Consider the following 16,154-nt stretch of genomic DNA (forward strand, 5'->3'; position numbering starts at 1 on the left):
TTTTATTTTTTGTTTAATAAATATTAAAAGGTAAAAATCTCATTCAATAAAAATAAATTAGAAGGAAAGAGTCAAATCTTGATTATATGATTATTTCTGAACAACAAACGTAATAGCATTTGTTTTTAATAGAATGTGTCTTTCGTTTCGGATTATATCATAAGCTAATTCTTTTATTTCAACTTTCATTTCCTTCCAGTCTTCATAAATATTTTTTAATAGATATATCATATCTTCAGTAGGAAGGTTAATTTCAATTAAAGCATCTAACTCTTCATTTGTATGTAAGTCAATTTCTTGTATGTTCGAATTAATAATTAAACAATTCATACCGCCGCTTTTTATACCTTCTTTCATAGAATGGAGCACTTTTTTTAAATCTTCTTCTGATTGAACATGCTCTAAACTGGATACTGCAACGATATAATCATAAGTATTACGTTGGATGTAGTAGTTTTCAATTGCTGCTTGTTCTGTTTTCATATTATTAATTACACCATATTCTTTACTATAAGTTTGTAATTTTGTTAAAGCAGAATCAAGTAAATCCACACATGTAACAGTACCACTCGCATTTTGAATCTTTTGGGCAATGGGAATACTATTTCTTCCAACGCCAGAGCCGAGATTAAGTACTTGCAAGTTGTTTTTTCCTTCAAAATAATCCATTAAATCCATAACTGTTTTAACCGGTTTGTACAGCCAAGAACCAGTTTCAAATAGTTTGTATTGTTCATAGCAAAGGTCATGATATTTCTTTTCTTCTTGTCTTATGTAATCGATACGATTCATAGTGTTTCAGCTCCAATATTATTATTGCAAAATGAATGGGTAGGACAACCTTTTACATTTGTTTGAATTCGAAAAATACCACCAGCATGTGGATATTGCTTTAATTCGTCATCCGTCATTCCTGTTCTGGCTGTTGTAACATATAGGTCGGTTAAATTAGGCCCTCCAAATGTACAAGATGTTACATATAGCGCTGGAATCGGGATACTTAATATTTGTTCACCAGTTGAAGGGTTCCATCTAGTAATCTTTGAACCTCCCCAATGAGCAATCCATAAGCAACCTTCCTCGTCAATTGTCATACCATCAGGTAGACCGTCATTTTCGGGGAAAATAATTACATCACTTGGATTACGAATTACTCCAGAGCATATATCATAATGAAAACGAACTACTTTTTTAGTAGGTGTATCGATATAGTAAAGGTATGTATGGTCAGGTGACCAAGCTATGCCATTTGATGTATTTACATGTGAAACTTTTTTCTCTACCTTTAAATTATTATTTAAACAATACAAGGAGCCAGCAGCATTAATACCGTATGTATCTGTAGTACCTGCCCAAAAACGTCCTGCCGGATCGCATTTTCCATCATTAAAACGATTTTTAAATAAATGTGGTTCAGGGTCAAAAATATGTGTCAGTTTTTCTGTTTCTACATTAATAGAATAAAAGCCATTTTCCATAGCTAGGAGTAGTATGTCATCTAAATATGGAACAACACAGCCAATTTGTTGATTGAGAGCAATTACTCGGTTTGTATTATCGGTAGGACTAAATATGCATAATTGTTTCTCCACAATATCAACCCAGTATAAAAGTTGCTTTTTTTCATTCCAAGATGGTCCTTCAGCTAAACTTGCTTTCGCATCTAAAACTAATTCTATATTACTGTCCAAGATGTTCACCTCGCTTTATAAGATATTTATATAATTCGATAAGAATAGAGGCAAACCTTTTAATCAGAAAATATTAAGATTTGTACCATGGAAAAACTGATTTTCTCGAGTGATTAAAAAAATGTATAAATATTGAGAGGAAAATGCATATGATGTTTTATGAATTTGTTTGTTTTTCTTGTAAAAATATATTTCGTGTTTATGAAGGCAGTGAAAAATATAAGCGATTTAAAGAGAAACCAAAAGGGGTATATTGTTGTGATGAGTGTAGCCACAAAATTCAATTAGAGGCGATAAAGAATTTTTTAGATAAGTATACGCTTTTGATTCGGAAAAGTTTGACAATAAAACTATTTTAAATTATCATATGAAAAAACTAATATGTAAAATGGCATGGAAGAGAAGAGTAGTTAAGAAAGAATACGTACAGAGAGCTCTGGTAGCTGAGAAAGAGCAGTATACATCTTAATGAAAAAAGACTTGGAGCTGCGCAAGGAACTAATTTATTTAGGGATGGTGCGACGGGATCTCCCGTTATAGAGATAGGGTATAAGCATATTTTGCCGTACCTGAAGAGGTTAATATGGCGACATATTAACAAACTGAGGTGGTACCACGAAGCTAATAACTCTCGTCCTCAAGATGAATAATCTTGGGGGTGGGAGTTTTTTTAGTGCAAAAAAATGAAAATGTGAGAACAAAAATATAATTGAGGTGAGTAGTATATGCATTGGGCGTATGAAGTAGCACACGAATTAATTAGAAAACATCCAAACAAAGAAACTTTTGTTTGCGCATCTGGAATTAGTCCATCTGGTGCTGTTCATATTGGGAACTTTCGTGAAATCGTAACGACTTATTTTGTTGTAAGGGCGCTTCAAGATTTAGGGAAAAAGACTCGTTTTATATTTTCATGGGATGATTACGACAGATTTAGAAAAGTCCCTAAAAATGTTGATTCATCTTTTGTAAAGTATATCGGAATGCCATACTGTGATATACCAGATCCGTATGGATGTCATAATTCATATGCCGAGCATTTTGAAAAAGAGTTTGAGGAATCGCTTCAAGTATTTGGGATTGAAGTGGAATTCATATATCAACATGCTGAATATAGAAGTGGAAGATATAACAAAAACATATTGGAGGCTTTATATAAAAGAAAAGAAATATATGATATTTTAATGAGTTTTAAAACGGGAGAGTGTAGTGAAGAAGAGCGAGAGGGCTTTTATCCGGTTACATTATATTGTGAGAAATGCGGGAAAGATGCGACAACGATTACACATTTTGATGAAGTATTAAAAACAGTTCGGTATGAATGTGAATGCGGAAATCAAACTGAATTATCGGTATTAAATACAAATGAAATGAAACTGAATTGGAAAATCGATTGGCCGATGAGATGGATGATAGAGGATGTTGTTTTTGAGCCGGGCGGAAGAGATCATTCATCAGAAACGGGTAGTTATAATGTATCAAAAGAAATTGCGAGAAAAATATTCAATCGTGAAGCGCCTCATTATATTGCTTACGATTTTATTGGAACTAAAGGGCATCATGAAAAAATGTCTAGTTCCTCAGGGAATAGTATTACACCTAGCGAGTTGCTAAAAGTGTATTTGCCCGAAGTGATTCTATTTATGTTTGCAAAATATAGGCCAGACGCAGCGTTTCATATCGGTCTTGATGAAGATGTAATTCGCAATTATACAGAATATGAACGATTGAAAGATAGTTATGAGAATAAAACGCTCAAAAATGAAGATTTATTTGATGCAATTAAGCTTTCTAGAGTAGATAGCGGATTTAAAGAATATCCGAAATTTAATCAAGTAGCAGGAATATTGCCGCTATTAAATTTTGATTCATCTATTTTACAAGGTACATTAGATGAAATAGATAGAAGTTATGCATTAGATGCTATGATTGCGATATGTAATCGTGCAGAATATTGGATAAGAAACTTTCAATCTGAAAAATTAATTGCGGTAAATCAAGAGAGAAATACAGAGTTTTACAACACATTAAATGAAAGACAGAAAGAACGGCTAGTAGAAGTCTGCAACATATTTCGTTCTAACAAAGATTACTCTAACTTAATGGAACAATTGTACGCGCTTTATCATCATGAAAATAAAAAAATAATGAAAGAAAATCAAAAACAATTATTTATTATAATTTATAGGCTTATTATGAATCAGTCCAGTGGCCCTCGTATACCGTTATTAATACATGTTGTAGGTATCGAAAAATTTATCGAATTATTAGATTTCTAAAAAAAGCAACGCAAGTACTCAGCTAAGTACTTGCGTTCCAAATTTTACTACCGTGAATACAATTTCGGACATTCGTCACCACTAGGTTCATAAAAACAATGACTTTTAAACTGTCCTACAAACGGCTGATTATACCACTCAGGCGGACAAGCTCCAACTGGACGGAAATACCAAAGAGCCCATCTTGCTGGCCAGCGCCACTCACCTTGTAAAACTTTTCGTGCGATTTCTTTTTCTGATTCACGAGCCCGTTGATAAAAATATCCGTATTGCACAGCTTCGAATCCACCAGGGCTTTGATACACAGCGTCACGTACGGTACGGAGTTGTTTAAAGTCTAAACAATCACAAAATACACGATTTACTACAACGCAGCCAACAAGTTGTTCACCTTGTCGACCTTCGCCTTCAGCTTCAGCACGCATTAAACGAGCTAGTAAATCAACATCGCTTTCGTTATATGGAATAAGGGGCATAGTGATACCACCTTTCTTTACCTGTTATAGTAAAGAGTGTATGTATGAAAATAAGCTAAGTGCTTTTCTATATGTAAATTTATTAATTATTAAAAGGAGCTTTTATGAAAAAAGCTAATTAGTAATTGTAGACAAATATAAAGAGGAGAGATAATATGTATCGAATTCAGAAAGAACATATCATTTACGCAATGTCACCAGAAAATAAACCATGTATGGAAGTGGAAATTGGGAGTCGCCTTATATTTGAAACATATGATTGCTTTGAAAATCAAATTGATTCTGAAGATGTTGTGTTTCAAGAGTTAGATTGGAACCGGATTAATCCAGCGACTGGTCCGGTATATATTAATGGTGCAGAACCTGGTGATATATTAGTTGTTACGATTGAAAAGATAAAAATTGCAGAGAAAGGCGTTTTAACTACAGGTGCAAATCTTGGTGTAATGGGTGAAGAGCTACATGAAAATACAGTGAAAATTGTCTCAGTACATAATGAACATGTTTTGTTTTCAAATGAACTACAAATCCCGATTAATCCAATGATCGGTGTAATTGGTACTGCGCCGAAAGAAGAGAGCATTTCATGTGGCACACCGCATGATCACGGTGGGAATATGGATTGTAAAGAGATAAAAGAAGGGACAACATTATTATTACCTGTAAATGTTCCTGGTGCTCTATTAGCATTAGGTGATTTACACGCAGCGATGGGCGATGGTGAAATTGGGGTTAATGGAGTAGAGGTTGCTGGTGAGGTGACGGTAACAGTTCAGATTATAAAAGGAAAGAAATGGCCATTACCAATGGCTATTCAAAAAGAAAAAATAATGACGCTTGCTTCAGAGAAATTGTTAGATGATGCAGCGAATCGTGCTGTACGTAATATGGTGACATTTTTACATGAAGAATTAGAAATGTCTAAAGCTGATGCCACGCTTTTATTATCAGCTGCCGGTGATTTAAAAGTTTGTCAAGTGGTTGACCCGCTGAAGACTGCTCGAATGGAATTAGAGATGAATTATGTGGAGAAATTGGGGTTTACTATGAGTGAATTCCATATTAAATAAGAAATGATAGAAGAAGGATGATTTTGTATAAAAGTATCTTTTTTGATTTACGGATTATATAAAAAAAGGTAGTATTTATTTTATATAATTGAATATAAGATTGTGGATCGAAAAAGGAGTAAACACATGGTTAAAATTATGATTGTAGAAGACGATATGAAAATTGCAGAACTATTATCAACACATGTTGCGAAATATGGGTATGAAGGGATTATTGTATCGGATTTTCATAATGTATTAAATATTTTTTTAGAAGAACAACCAGAGTTAGTTTTATTAGATATTAATTTACCGAGTTTTGATGGTTACTATTGGTGTCGTCAAATTCGCGGAGTTTCTACATGTCCGATATTATTTATTTCAGCTCGTGAAGGTACGATGGATCAAGTTATGGCGCTAGAAAACGGTGGCGATGATTTCATTTCAAAGCCATTCCATTACGAAGTTGTAATGGCTAAAATTCGAAGTCATTTAAGGCGTGCTTACGGAGATTATGCACCGAAAGTAGAAGAACGGATGGTTGAGCAACATGGTCTTTGTTTATATCCTGAAAGGCTTGTATTGAAGCTTAAGAATCAAGAAATTGATGTAACGAGAAATGAAGCTATTTTATTAGAAATGTTAATGAAAAATTATCCGCGTGTTGTGAGTAGAGAAGTACTATTAAATAAATTATGGGATAGCGAATCCTATGTTGATGATAATACATTGAGTGTAAATACAACACGTGTGCGAAAAAAGTTGAAAACGTTACAGATTGAGGATGCGATTGAAACGATTCGTAGTGTTGGATATAGATTGCATATTACTTGGGATACTGGTAAGGAAAAATGATAAGGCTGTTTATACGTGATCATATACCTCTTATTTGTTTTACAGTCATCCAACTATTATCCATATTTCTCGTATATTGGTTTGATGGGCATAAGCATATCGCGACGGCATTGTATGCAATGTTTTTAGGTGCCTTTTTTATGGTAGGCTATTTAGTACTTCGTTACTTTACTCATCGTACTTTCTATGAACGATTAGCAAACCCGATGCAATCTTTAGATGAATCTGTTCAAAAATCTGATTTTGCAGCTATATCTGCTGCGCTTCAAGACTTACTTGAGGTACAATATCGCCATTATCAAAATCAGCTCCACATACAAGAAAGAAAAAATAATGATCATTTAACTTTTATGAATCAGTGGATTCATCAAATGAAAACACCTTTATCTGTAATAGAATTAATTACACAGGATGAAGTGGATCCACGTTTTGAAAGTATAAATGAGGAAACAGATAGGCTGAAAAAGGGTCTAGAGATGGCACTGTATGTCGCACGTTTAGAAGCATTTACACAAGATTTTTATGTGGAAAGAGTACAATTACATAAAATAGTGAATGATTCTGTGCATGAACATAAACGCTTCTTTATCCGGAATTTTGTATATCCAGAGCTTAAAATTGATAAGGACATTACAGTAGAAAGTGATGCGAAATGGTTACAATTTTTAATTGGACAAATACTATCAAATGCGATTAAATATTCATCTGGTAGTCGAGAGAAGATTAAAGTGAAAGCTTGTAAGGAAGGTAATAATGTTATACTTGAAATTGCTGATAACGGTGTAGGCATACCGAAGCAAGATTTGCCGAGAGTGTTTAAACCTTTCTTTACAGGAGAAAATGGTAGAGATTTTAAAGAATCAACTGGAATGGGGCTATATCTCGTATATGAAATTACGAAGCAATTAGGACATAGTGTAGAAATCCATTCAGAAGTTGGTAAAGGTACGGTTGTACGAATTAAATTTTATAATGTATAAATAAGTGATCTAGGCTAAAGAGCGTTGGAAATAAGTTTTTTAGCCTTTTTTTGCGGTTATATGAAATGGTAAAACGTAATATTAGTATGTATAATGACACACTAATAAATACGATTGTTAAATTTGAAGGATTTAATAAAAAGCTGATAAATATTTTTGTAAGAAAAAAGCCACCCCTTTGAAAGAGATAGCTTCATGGATCCTATCCTATGTATAAGTATAATGTTCGAATACGTGATATGTTTTGTGGACTATAATACAATTAGTCTTTTGTTTTTTCATGATACAGTATTGTAATTAAGTAAACAAACTTAATAATTTATACCCAATTAATCCTAAAAAAGTGATAGGAATCATCATTAAGAAAGAAGACACACGATAAGCATTAGAGCGTTCTAATACAAGAATCAAGATAATTCCGACTATCACTTCCGTATATCCAACAGGTAACATGTGACTGTAATCTTCAAAGTTTAATAGAATGTGAAGTCCGTCTGTTACAAAAACTCCACTTAAAAGTGCGCTTCCGAATTTATGAAGTGGATTTGTAGTATCTTTCCATAGAAAACCTGCAATTCCAAAGATCGTTCCTCCTATACATGCACATACAATCCATACAGATATAAAATAAATAGAGTGAGCTACATTTTTAATAACTATTGCATAACCATAATAGCCTAATACCATACCGAGTAGTGTAAGGATACCAGAAAGCATAGCTGTACGCTTAGAATAACTAAGGCTAGCCACGAAAAAGGATGGAACTAACCAAACGCTTCCTAAGTTAGCTAATGAATGCCAATTTCCTGGAAGTATACCTTGCCCCAATTTCGTTAGTATACCAACAAGTATCCCTACTATAATCGGGAGGATAAAAACCCTTACAAACATATTTAACTTTGTGATTTCTAATGTCCTGTCCATAAATTCAATCCTTACATTAATATTTTCTGTAAAGATATAATAGCTTATTACAAGGGGATAATCAACAAAAATTTATCGAAAAACAATAAGTGGTTATTGGATAACGAATAAGATTTTGTTTTTATATAAAATGTATTGCTGGGGAAACCTAAAGGACGTATTACAATCAATGTAATTTGTGCTTATTCAACATGAAGTTAAGGAATGATAAATAAATCTAAAAGAAAGCAATCTTTTTAACAGCACATATAATTACATTTACTCATACAGTACTAGTATGGTACAATATGGTTATTAACGACGGAAAGGAATGATGGGTGGACGATGATTAACTAATCTTATTTTTAAATGTTGAAATTCAATACATTTCAATTTCTAAAAAATAGGATTAGTCTGCCCAATTTCCATACAACGGTATTGCTATTTATGTTGCGCAATAGCTTATTTGGGTATAAATATTTTAACGACTAATCCTGCCAAATTTATTTGGGAGGATTTTTTTATTCTCCCTTTAACGAAAGGGATCGGTATTATGAAAGAACTATTAAAATTAAATGATGTTTATGTTGAAATAAAGGAAAATATGTTGTTAGAGAAAATGAATGTGACAGTAAAACAAGGGGATGTTATCGGATTAATTGGTAAAAATGGTGCCGGTAAATCAACGTTACTTCAATTAATAAATGGGAAGATTGAGCCTTCAAAAGGTACTGTTGAATGGATGCAAATGAACATGACAACAGCATATGTTGAACAAGAAAAAGAATCTTTTGTTAGTAAGGATATAATTGCAAAAGAAGCAGAACTTCTTGCGAAATGGGGCGTGCCAACGAATGATTTCCTTACTTTAAGTGGTGGTGAAAAGCTAAAAGTTCGATTAGCAAAAGGATTTGCTGAAAATCCTAATGTCTTAATATTAGACGAACCGACAAATCATTTAGATGAGATGAGTACGGAATTTCTTATTAAACAAATAAAAAATATGAAAGGTACAGTTATCGTCGTATCGCATGATCGATATTTTTTAGATGTTGTCGCGACTAGAATATGGTCAATTGAGGATAAGAAATTAATTGATCATAGCGGGAATTATACGAGTTATATGAAAGCACGTGAGCATAAAAGAATGACGCAGCAGCGTGAATATGAAAAACAACAAAAGAAGATAGAACAAGTAGAAACTCATATAAAAGAATTAAGCTCATGGTCACAAAAGGCACATGCGCAGTCCACAAAACAAGAAGGTGTGAAAGAGTTTTATCGTGTAAAGGCGAAGCGAATGGATGCGCAAGTAAAATCGAAACGAAAACGTCTTGAAAAAGAGCTTGAGAAAACGAAAGTTGAACGTGTGAAAGAAGATTATTCGGTTGAATTTTCTATTCAAGCGAGTAAAAAAGTAGGGAAACGTTTCTTAGAAGTAAAACAATTGCGGAAAGAATTTAATAATCGAATATTATTTGAAAACGTTAATTTTACAATTCAACACGGTGAGAAGATTGCGATTGTTGGACCAAACGGTAGCGGGAAAACAACTTTACTGAAGATGATTATGGGAAACGAAACTGCTGAAGGAGAAGTATGGATTTCACCTTCAGCAAACATCGGTTATTTAACACAAGAAGTATTTGATTTACCGCTGGAAAAAACACCAGAAGATTTATTTTTCAAAGAGACGTTTGAAGAAAGAGGAAAAGTCCAAAATTTAATGAAACATTTAGGGTTTGAATCTTCCCAATGGAAAGAGCCGATTCGATATATGAGTATGGGTGAACGAGTAAAATGTAAGCTAATGGTTTATATTTTAGATGAAAAAGATGTACTTATTTTAGATGAACCTACGAATCACCTTGATCTTCCTTCACGTGAACAGCTTGAAAATACATTAGCTGAGTATAACGGAACGCTCGTTATCGTTTCTCACGATCGATATTTTCTGGAGAAAACAACTAATACAAAGCTTGTGTTTGTAAACAATACAATACAAAAGCAGCTCGAAGAACCTACGAAAACAAGAGACGAAATCGAAGAGCTACGTTTAACATTAGAAACAGAAAGACAAGAAGTATTAGGGAAATTAAGCTTTTTAACTTCTAAAGATAAAGAATATAAAGCTCTGGATGAACGATTTATGGAACTTACGAAGCAGATTAAGGAGCTTTAATGTAAGTAAGGGGGATTAACATGGGAGAAGAGAGTTTGACTAAGTTATTTAGAATAGATTGTGGAGATCTATACCTACAAGAGTTTACGGTCAAAGATGCAGAGAGTATTTATCAAATACATTTCAATTAAAGGCGTAAGTTAAAAATATAACTTTGGGAAGGAAAAGACCATTATCGGTCTTTTCTTTTTCGTATAATAAAGATAGGAGATTGTATTTCCTACCACTATACAATTATTATAAGATAGTTATGCGTTAATTTTAATTTGTAAATAGTGTTATTATCAGTTTTTTTAGAAATCTTACAAGCGTGTAAGATAAATGAAAGATGAATCAATATGAGCTATAAGAGAATTCATTTACACTCTATTGTGAGAAGTGCAAATGAAGGGAGAATAGAAATGGAAATTTTACATGCGAAAAATATTAGTAAAGTATATAAAGGGAAAATACCTTTTAAAGCATTAGTAGATATTGATTTATCAATTCAAGAAGGTGAATTTATAGGGATCATGGGGCCATCTGGTAGCGGGAAAACAACGTTATTAAATATGGTATCTACTATCGACTCTCCAACATCGGGAGAAATAGTAATAAATGGTACGAATCCTTTCCAGTTGTCATCTGAAGATTTGGCTTTATTCCGTAGAAAACAATTAGGATTTGTATTCCAATCATTTAATTTACTTAGTACGCTTACAGTGAAGGAAAATATCGTATTACCGATGACATTAGATGGTGTTTCTGTGCAAGAAATGAATAAACGAGTAGAAGAAATTGCAGAGAAATTAAATATTACAGATATATTAAGTAAAAGAACGTTTGAAATTTCAGGGGGACAAGCTCAAAGAACAGCAATTGCTCGTGCAATTGTTCATAAGCCGCAATTATTACTTGCTGATGAACCGACCGGGAATTTAGACTCTAAATCTTCAAATGATGTAATGGAGATGCTGGATACGCTTAATAAGGAAGAAAAGGCAACGATGATGTTAGTTACACATGATCCGTATGCAGCTAGTTTTTGCAGCCGAGTAATCTTTATTAAAGATGGTCAACTATATAACGAAATTTATTGCGGTGAAAGCAGGCAAGCGTTTTATCAAAAGATTATGGATGTCCTTTCTTTGTTAGGAGGGAAAAGGCATGACTTTTCGTCAGTTCGCATTTAATAATATTTTTCGAAATAAGCGTACATATGCTGCCCATTTTTTAAGTAGTGCATTTTCGATTATGATTTTCTTTACATATGCCCTTTTATTATTCCATCCTGATTTACAGGGGGAGTTGAAATCGACAAGTAAAACAATAAGTACATTTGGTACATTAGGATTTCAAATATCCCAAGGTTTGATTTTTGTCTTTTCATTTTTCTTTATTTTATATTCAGTGAGCTCGTTTTTAAAAACGCGTAAGAAAGAATTTGGCATTTTAATGATGCAAGGTATGTCAATGAGACAGCTTAAGCAGCTATTGTTAATTGAAAATATGTTAATCGGACTTGGTTCGATTTGTATTGGGATCCTTATTGGCCTCATATTTTCTAAACTAGTTTTACTAATCAGTGCCAGTGTATTAATGATTAGTAATGGTTTACCTTTTTATATACCAGTGCAGGCTGTATTATTAACAGTTTTCACGTTTCTTGTCTTATTTTTAATCGTTTCGTTAGTTACATTTAAAACGGTTAAAGTAACCGAACTTGTGGAACTTATTCAAGCTGGAGAAAAGCCAAAGCCTGAACCGAAAGCTTCAATAGTATTATCGTTACTTTCTTTAATTAGTATAGGGTATGGATATATTTCAGTATTTCGCTTTATTCAAAATCATAGTTTTATCATGCTCGTAATGGGTGTGCTCTTAGTAATTATAGGAACGTACTTTTTATATACACAATGTAGCGTTTATATATTGCATCTTGCGAAAAGGAGTGAATTTTTCTTTTTAAAGAGAACAAATATATTAACGTTTTCAGAATTAATTTACCGTATGAAAGACAATGCAACTATGTTTTTTATAGTGTCTATTATTTCAGCAGTTGCTTTTACAGCAATTGGAACTACAGCTGCTATTGGGAATAAAGAATTGGTAAGAATGACAAACCCATATACGTTTCTTTATATAGGTCCTGAAAAAGACAAAGTGGTGGATAAACATCTCTCTATTATAAAAAAACATCTTGCTGATGCGAATATTCCATATCGAACAGCTTCATCTTCTTATAAATATACAGAAAGTAATGTATATGTAATGAAATTAAGTGAATATAACGAACTTGCGAGAGCGCTAGGGTATCAACAAGAAACAATTGAAAAAGAAGATGAAATATTACTAATCCCTGGAATGGTATCACAAAAACAAGAATTTAAAAATGGTGATTATAAAAAGAATATTGAAGTCATTGAAGGAGATTGGATAAAGACATTTCGTGTGAAAAAAGCTGTAGAAAATTTAGTTTTACCACATGATACTAGCGGTATTTTTATCGCAGTTCAAGATCGTGTATATGATGGTATTCCTTTTAATATCAATCAAGATGATGTAGTTATTCAACATCGTACATACGGATTTGTTGTAGATGACTGGATAAAGACGAAAGAAATTTCAAATCAATTAAATAGTATATTCAATGCAGATGGAAGAGAAGGTAATTTCTATTTTCAAGCTTTGACTTTAAGCTTGTTAGAGGCAAAACAAACGAATGGATTATTACTTATGGCAAGTGTTTTAGTTGGAATCGTCTTCTTCACATTTGCCGCTAGTTTTATTTACTTCCGGTTATATACTGATTTGGATCGGGATCAACAACAATATAAAATGATTTCGAAAATGGGATTAAGTAAGCGAGAGTTGAAAAAAGTTGTAACGAGACAGTTATTATTAATGTTCTTTTTACCGATTACCATTGCAGTAATACACACAGTGGTTGCTTATATGGCATTGCAACAATTAGTCGATTTTTCTATTTTAAATAGTTCTATTGTAATTTTAATTTCATTTATCTGTATACAAGTTTTATATTTCTATATAACTCGTTGGCGTTATTTACAAAAGCTTTATAAAACTATGGAACAGTAGGGAATATGAGTAAGTAAGACTGCATAAAAGCATGTAAAAACAATTTGAGTTATGAAAGGAACTGTGATGAAGAAAATATTATCTATTTTCATTTTAAGTATATTAATGTTAATAAGTTTAAGTGCATGCTCTAAAAATGAAAACAGATTTCCAGCTAACGGTGTATTAATCATTGGAGATAAAAATAATACTTTATCAATTATGAATCGTTATCAGGAAATCACGAAAGAAAATGAAGTGTTTTCTGTGAAAACGGGTACATTTGGAAATGGACAAGTTTTAATTTTAAATGAATCTACAGCACAAGCATTGATTAAAACAAAGATTTTTCGTGAAAGAGAGAATGGATCCAAATTTAGACCTATAGATACGTTACCTAAGTTACCAAAAGAAGGCTCGATTTTGTTGGCACAAGAAGATGAAAAAAATTTAAAAAGTATTGAATTAGAAGGAAAGGAGTTTGCTGTTAAATACGGTAGTGATGCTTGGATAGGTAACACTCGTAAATATCCAACACAAGCGTATGTAATTGTAGCAAAAGATAGTGTGTATAAAGAATTAAAAGCAAATGAAACGAAAATGCATCTTCTCCACCTGAACAAGTCTTTAGGTGATGAAAAACCTAAAATGTCAACAGATAATACATTAATAAATGAAAAAGTAAAAGTAGAAAAGTTAATTAAAGATCATCAAGGGGAAGTATCATTTCAGTTTGTAACGATTGGAGAAAAATCTTAAAAAAGAGTTCGAGGTTGATAGAAATTTTATCAATCTCGAACTCTTTTTACTTTAGAGCATTCATATAACATAAATTACATTACTTCATTTAATCGAGTCTCACTTGTTTCTTCAATTGCATTTGAATTTTGAACTGAATTATTTTGTGCTTCTTTTTCTTTACGAGCCTTTTGTAGCATTTCAAGTATAATCCATAAAGGAACACCTTTATCTTTTAGCATCTTCCATAAATCTAATTCATTAAATTTATGCTCAGGTTGTTTCATCTCTTTTTCAGATGAACGAATATCAAATTTGATGGGATCATTTGATTTTTTATCTTCAAGTTTAGTAGAAGAGATAGTATTATGCTCAAGATTAGACGGAGTTATTTTAGTAGGTTGAGATAATGTATGAATATTTGATCTGATTTGCATGATTTTTCCTCCTTTTGAAGCAATGAGATTAGTTTTCTTATGGTTTTTAAATCTTTTTAACATGAGGAAACTATATCTAATTATAAATTCGAATAAACAGATTTACAAGTTGTATTGTAAAAAGTAAATATTTATCAACATTTGTATATGTTTTCTATATATACAACGTATATAAAATACTTTACATTATGTTTAAGTTATTAAAGCATGCTGTAAAGTGAAAAATGTAAACGTTTTATCAGGGGGAGGAAATATGGGGAAGTTATTTTTAAAAATATGTTTTTTTGCATTAGTGGCTGTTTGTTCATTGGTAGCGAAAATAACATATGCTGAAGAGAGTCAACAAAATAATTATCCGATCATTTTAGTAAATGGGTTTGCCGGATGGGGTAGAGAGGAAATGCTAGGGGTTAAATATTGGGGGGGTGTTCATGATATACAAGAAGATTTGAAACGTAATGGTTATACAGTTCATACTGCAGCTGTTGGACCAGTTTCTAGTAACTGGGACCGTGCATGTGAATTATATGCCCAAATTAACGGTGGAACAGTAGACTACGGTGCCGCACATGCTGAGAAACATGGACATAATCGTTTTGGAAGAACTTATAGTGGTTTCATGCCGAGTTGGAGTGAAACAAATAAAGTACATTTAGTCGGACATAGCATGGGTGGACAAACGATTAGAACATTAGTACAGCTATTAAAAGAAGGCAGTTTTGAAGAAAAAAATTATGTGAAAAATCACCCAAACACCAAAATATCACCATTATTTGAGGGCGAGAAATCATATGTTCATAGTGTTACAACATTAGCAACTCCTCACAACGGTACAACACTTGCGGATGGTAGTCTTCTACTACCGTTCGTTAAAGATTTACTCATTACAGCTGCAAGTTTTGGAGGAAACGATAATTTATCACTATATGATTTTAAATTGGATCAATGGGACATAAAGAAAAATGTTGGAGAGTCCTTTTTCCAATACAGTAATCGTATTCTAAATAGTTCACTTTGGAAAAATACAAAAGATATAAGTCAATGGGATTTAAGTACAGATGGTGCAAAGGAGTTAAATAATTGGGTAAAGACGCAACCAAATGTGTATTACTTATCCTATAGTGGACATGCATCACAAGCGGCACCTATAACAGGTTTACATTTGCCTCATATAACGATGAATAAAGTGTTAATGGGGAATGCATTTTTCTTAGGTTCCTATGCAAGGTATGAAGAAAATCGTCCATTAATTGATACTACTTGGTGGCAAAATGATGGTGTAGTAAATACTAGTTCTATGATTGCACCTTCTTCTAATGCTACCGTAAATAATAATGAGTCATTACAGATTGGGAAATGGAATCATATCGAAACGAAAGCAAATTGGGACCATCTCGACATGGTAGGATTAAGTATTTCAGACACGTTAGGTTTTTCTAACATTCAAGAGTTTTATAGAACAATTGCTGAAAAGCTATCACGTTTACCGAAATAGGTAATAATAAAG

General features: G+C 32.6%; 15 protein-coding genes, 1 pseudogene and 1 other annotated feature. Of the genes and pseudogenes, 11 read left to right on the forward strand and 5 right to left on the reverse strand.

Going from position 1 to position 16,154, the window contains the following annotated elements; genetic code table 11:
* Positions 1 to 90 precede the first annotated feature (90 nt).
* Together NLJ82_RS12290 and NLJ82_RS12295 are read right to left on the reverse strand one after the other, a co-directional pair.
* Entirely contained in the window at positions 91 to 792 is a 702-nt protein-coding gene (locus NLJ82_RS12290) for a class I SAM-dependent methyltransferase (RefSeq protein WP_001079466.1), read from the reverse strand.
* Positions 789 to 1,691: an SMP-30/gluconolactonase/LRE family protein gene (locus NLJ82_RS12295; protein WP_000377987.1), complete on the reverse strand. Its 903-nt coding sequence runs from the start codon at positions 1,689 to 1,691 to the stop codon at positions 789 to 791. Before NLJ82_RS12295 ends, NLJ82_RS12290 begins: the two co-directional genes overlap by 4 nt.
* Before the next feature lie 143 nt (positions 1,692 to 1,834).
* On the opposite strand from NLJ82_RS12295, the gene NLJ82_RS12300 reads away from it, so the two are divergent.
* Positions 1,835 to 2,050 carry a DUF2197 domain-containing protein gene (locus NLJ82_RS12300; RefSeq protein WP_041185178.1) on the forward strand — a complete coding sequence of 72 codons (216 nt, stop codon included), beginning with the start codon at positions 1,835 to 1,837 and terminating at the stop codon, positions 2,048 to 2,050.
* A 26-nt stretch (positions 2,051 to 2,076) separates the two neighbouring features.
* Positions 2,077 to 2,333, forward strand: a binding site (T-box leader).
* 83 nt (positions 2,334 to 2,416) lie between these two features.
* The gene (gene lysS, locus NLJ82_RS12305) at positions 2,417 to 3,970 is read left to right on the forward strand and encodes a lysine--tRNA ligase (RefSeq protein ID WP_000558604.1); all 1,554 of its coding nucleotides are present in this window, start codon (positions 2,417 to 2,419) and stop codon (positions 3,968 to 3,970) included.
* A gap of 47 nt (positions 3,971 to 4,017) precedes the next feature.
* Here the strand turns inward: lysS and NLJ82_RS12310 are convergent, their stop codons facing one another.
* Positions 4,018 to 4,446 (reverse strand): cell wall hydrolase, encoded by a 429-nt coding sequence (locus NLJ82_RS12310; RefSeq protein ID WP_001128419.1) that lies wholly within the window; start codon positions 4,444 to 4,446, stop codon positions 4,018 to 4,020.
* A gap of 155 nt (positions 4,447 to 4,601) precedes the next feature.
* On the opposite strand from NLJ82_RS12310, the gene NLJ82_RS12315 reads away from it, so the two are divergent.
* The 3 genes from NLJ82_RS12315 (at position 4,602) to NLJ82_RS12325 (ending at position 7,330) form a co-directional block, all read left to right on the forward strand.
* A complete protein-coding gene (locus NLJ82_RS12315; protein ID WP_000285748.1) occupies positions 4,602 to 5,516 on the forward strand; it encodes an acetamidase/formamidase family protein in 915 nt (304 codons plus the stop codon).
* 126 nt (positions 5,517 to 5,642) lie between these two features.
* A complete protein-coding gene (locus tag NLJ82_RS12320) occupies positions 5,643 to 6,350 on the forward strand; it encodes a response regulator transcription factor (protein ID WP_000238971.1) in 708 nt (235 codons plus the stop codon).
* Positions 6,347 to 7,330 carry a sensor histidine kinase gene (locus NLJ82_RS12325; protein WP_001992193.1) on the forward strand — a complete coding sequence of 328 codons (984 nt, stop codon included), beginning with the start codon at positions 6,347 to 6,349 and terminating at the stop codon, positions 7,328 to 7,330. Before NLJ82_RS12320 ends, NLJ82_RS12325 begins: the two co-directional genes overlap by 4 nt.
* Before the next feature lie 297 nt (positions 7,331 to 7,627).
* Here the strand turns inward: NLJ82_RS12325 and NLJ82_RS12330 are convergent, their stop codons facing one another.
* Complete coding sequence (locus NLJ82_RS12330; protein ID WP_000376253.1) at positions 7,628 to 8,254, reverse strand: DUF6518 family protein; 627 nt, start codon at positions 8,252 to 8,254, stop codon at positions 7,628 to 7,630.
* A gap of 532 nt (positions 8,255 to 8,786) precedes the next feature.
* Between NLJ82_RS12330 and abc-f the strand changes: the two genes are divergently transcribed.
* From abc-f to NLJ82_RS12350, 5 genes and pseudogenes are all read left to right on the forward strand, one after another.
* Positions 8,787 to 10,415, forward strand: a complete 1,629-nt coding sequence (gene abc-f / locus NLJ82_RS12335; protein ID WP_000661375.1) for a ribosomal protection-like ABC-F family protein — start codon at positions 8,787 to 8,789, stop codon at positions 10,413 to 10,415.
* A gap of 20 nt (positions 10,416 to 10,435) precedes the next feature.
* Positions 10,436 to 10,534, forward strand: a pseudogene (locus NLJ82_RS28770) (acetyltransferase); the annotation flags it as partial.
* A gap of 282 nt (positions 10,535 to 10,816) precedes the next feature.
* Positions 10,817 to 11,587, forward strand: a complete 771-nt coding sequence (locus NLJ82_RS12340; RefSeq protein ID WP_000404258.1) for an ABC transporter ATP-binding protein — start codon at positions 10,817 to 10,819, stop codon at positions 11,585 to 11,587.
* Positions 11,562 to 13,493, forward strand: coding sequence for an FtsX-like permease family protein (locus tag NLJ82_RS12345; protein WP_000144174.1), 1,932 nt, complete (start codon positions 11,562 to 11,564; stop codon positions 13,491 to 13,493). Before NLJ82_RS12340 ends, NLJ82_RS12345 begins: the two co-directional genes overlap by 26 nt.
* A 66-nt stretch (positions 13,494 to 13,559) precedes the next feature.
* Positions 13,560 to 14,231 carry a lipoprotein BA_5634 family protein gene (locus NLJ82_RS12350; RefSeq protein ID WP_000722813.1) on the forward strand — a complete coding sequence of 224 codons (672 nt, stop codon included), beginning with the start codon at positions 13,560 to 13,562 and terminating at the stop codon, positions 14,229 to 14,231.
* Positions 14,232 to 14,305: 74 nt separating this feature from the next.
* Here NLJ82_RS12350 and NLJ82_RS12355 read toward each other — a convergent pair whose 3' ends face one another.
* Complete coding sequence (locus NLJ82_RS12355; RefSeq protein ID WP_001167179.1) at positions 14,306 to 14,647, reverse strand: DUF3914 domain-containing protein; 342 nt, start codon at positions 14,645 to 14,647, stop codon at positions 14,306 to 14,308.
* A 253-nt stretch (positions 14,648 to 14,900) separates the two neighbouring features.
* Between NLJ82_RS12355 and NLJ82_RS12360 the strand changes: the two genes are divergently transcribed.
* Positions 14,901 to 16,142 (forward strand): esterase/lipase family protein, encoded by a 1,242-nt coding sequence (locus tag NLJ82_RS12360; protein ID WP_000517053.1) that lies wholly within the window; start codon positions 14,901 to 14,903, stop codon positions 16,140 to 16,142.
* Positions 16,143 to 16,154 lie beyond the last annotated feature (12 nt).

The sequence above is a fragment of the Bacillus paranthracis genome (genome assembly GCF_024296885.1).
GTDB classification, from domain to species: domain Bacteria; phylum Bacillota; class Bacilli; order Bacillales; family Bacillaceae_G; genus Bacillus_A; species Bacillus_A paranthracis.

Coding starts and splice junctions, on each gene's coding strand:
- NLJ82_RS12290 (WP_001079466.1), bottom strand. CDS start 792: ATGAATCGTATCGATTACATAAGACAAGAAGAAAAGAAATATCATGAC.
- NLJ82_RS12300 (WP_041185178.1), top strand. CDS start 1,835: ATGCATATGATGTTTTATGAATTTGTTTGTTTTTCTTGTAAAAATATA.
- lysS (WP_000558604.1), top strand. CDS start 2,417: ATGCATTGGGCGTATGAAGTAGCACACGAATTAATTAGAAAACATCCA.
- NLJ82_RS12310 (WP_001128419.1), bottom strand. CDS start 4,446: ATGCCCCTTATTCCATATAACGAAAGCGATGTTGATTTACTAGCTCGT.
- NLJ82_RS12315 (WP_000285748.1), top strand. CDS start 4,602: ATGTATCGAATTCAGAAAGAACATATCATTTACGCAATGTCACCAGAA.
- NLJ82_RS12320 (WP_000238971.1), top strand. CDS start 5,643: ATGGTTAAAATTATGATTGTAGAAGACGATATGAAAATTGCAGAACTA.
- NLJ82_RS12325 (WP_001992193.1), top strand. CDS start 6,347: ATGATAAGGCTGTTTATACGTGATCATATACCTCTTATTTGTTTTACA.
- NLJ82_RS12330 (WP_000376253.1), bottom strand. CDS start 8,254: ATGGACAGGACATTAGAAATCACAAAGTTAAATATGTTTGTAAGGGTT.
- abc-f (WP_000661375.1), top strand. CDS start 8,787: ATGAAAGAACTATTAAAATTAAATGATGTTTATGTTGAAATAAAGGAA.
- NLJ82_RS12340 (WP_000404258.1), top strand. CDS start 10,817: ATGGAAATTTTACATGCGAAAAATATTAGTAAAGTATATAAAGGGAAA.
- NLJ82_RS12345 (WP_000144174.1), top strand. CDS start 11,562: ATGACTTTTCGTCAGTTCGCATTTAATAATATTTTTCGAAATAAGCGT.
- NLJ82_RS12350 (WP_000722813.1), top strand. CDS start 13,560: ATGAAGAAAATATTATCTATTTTCATTTTAAGTATATTAATGTTAATA.
- NLJ82_RS12355 (WP_001167179.1), bottom strand. CDS start 14,647: ATGCAAATCAGATCAAATATTCATACATTATCTCAACCTACTAAAATA.
- NLJ82_RS12360 (WP_000517053.1), top strand. CDS start 14,901: ATGGGGAAGTTATTTTTAAAAATATGTTTTTTTGCATTAGTGGCTGTT.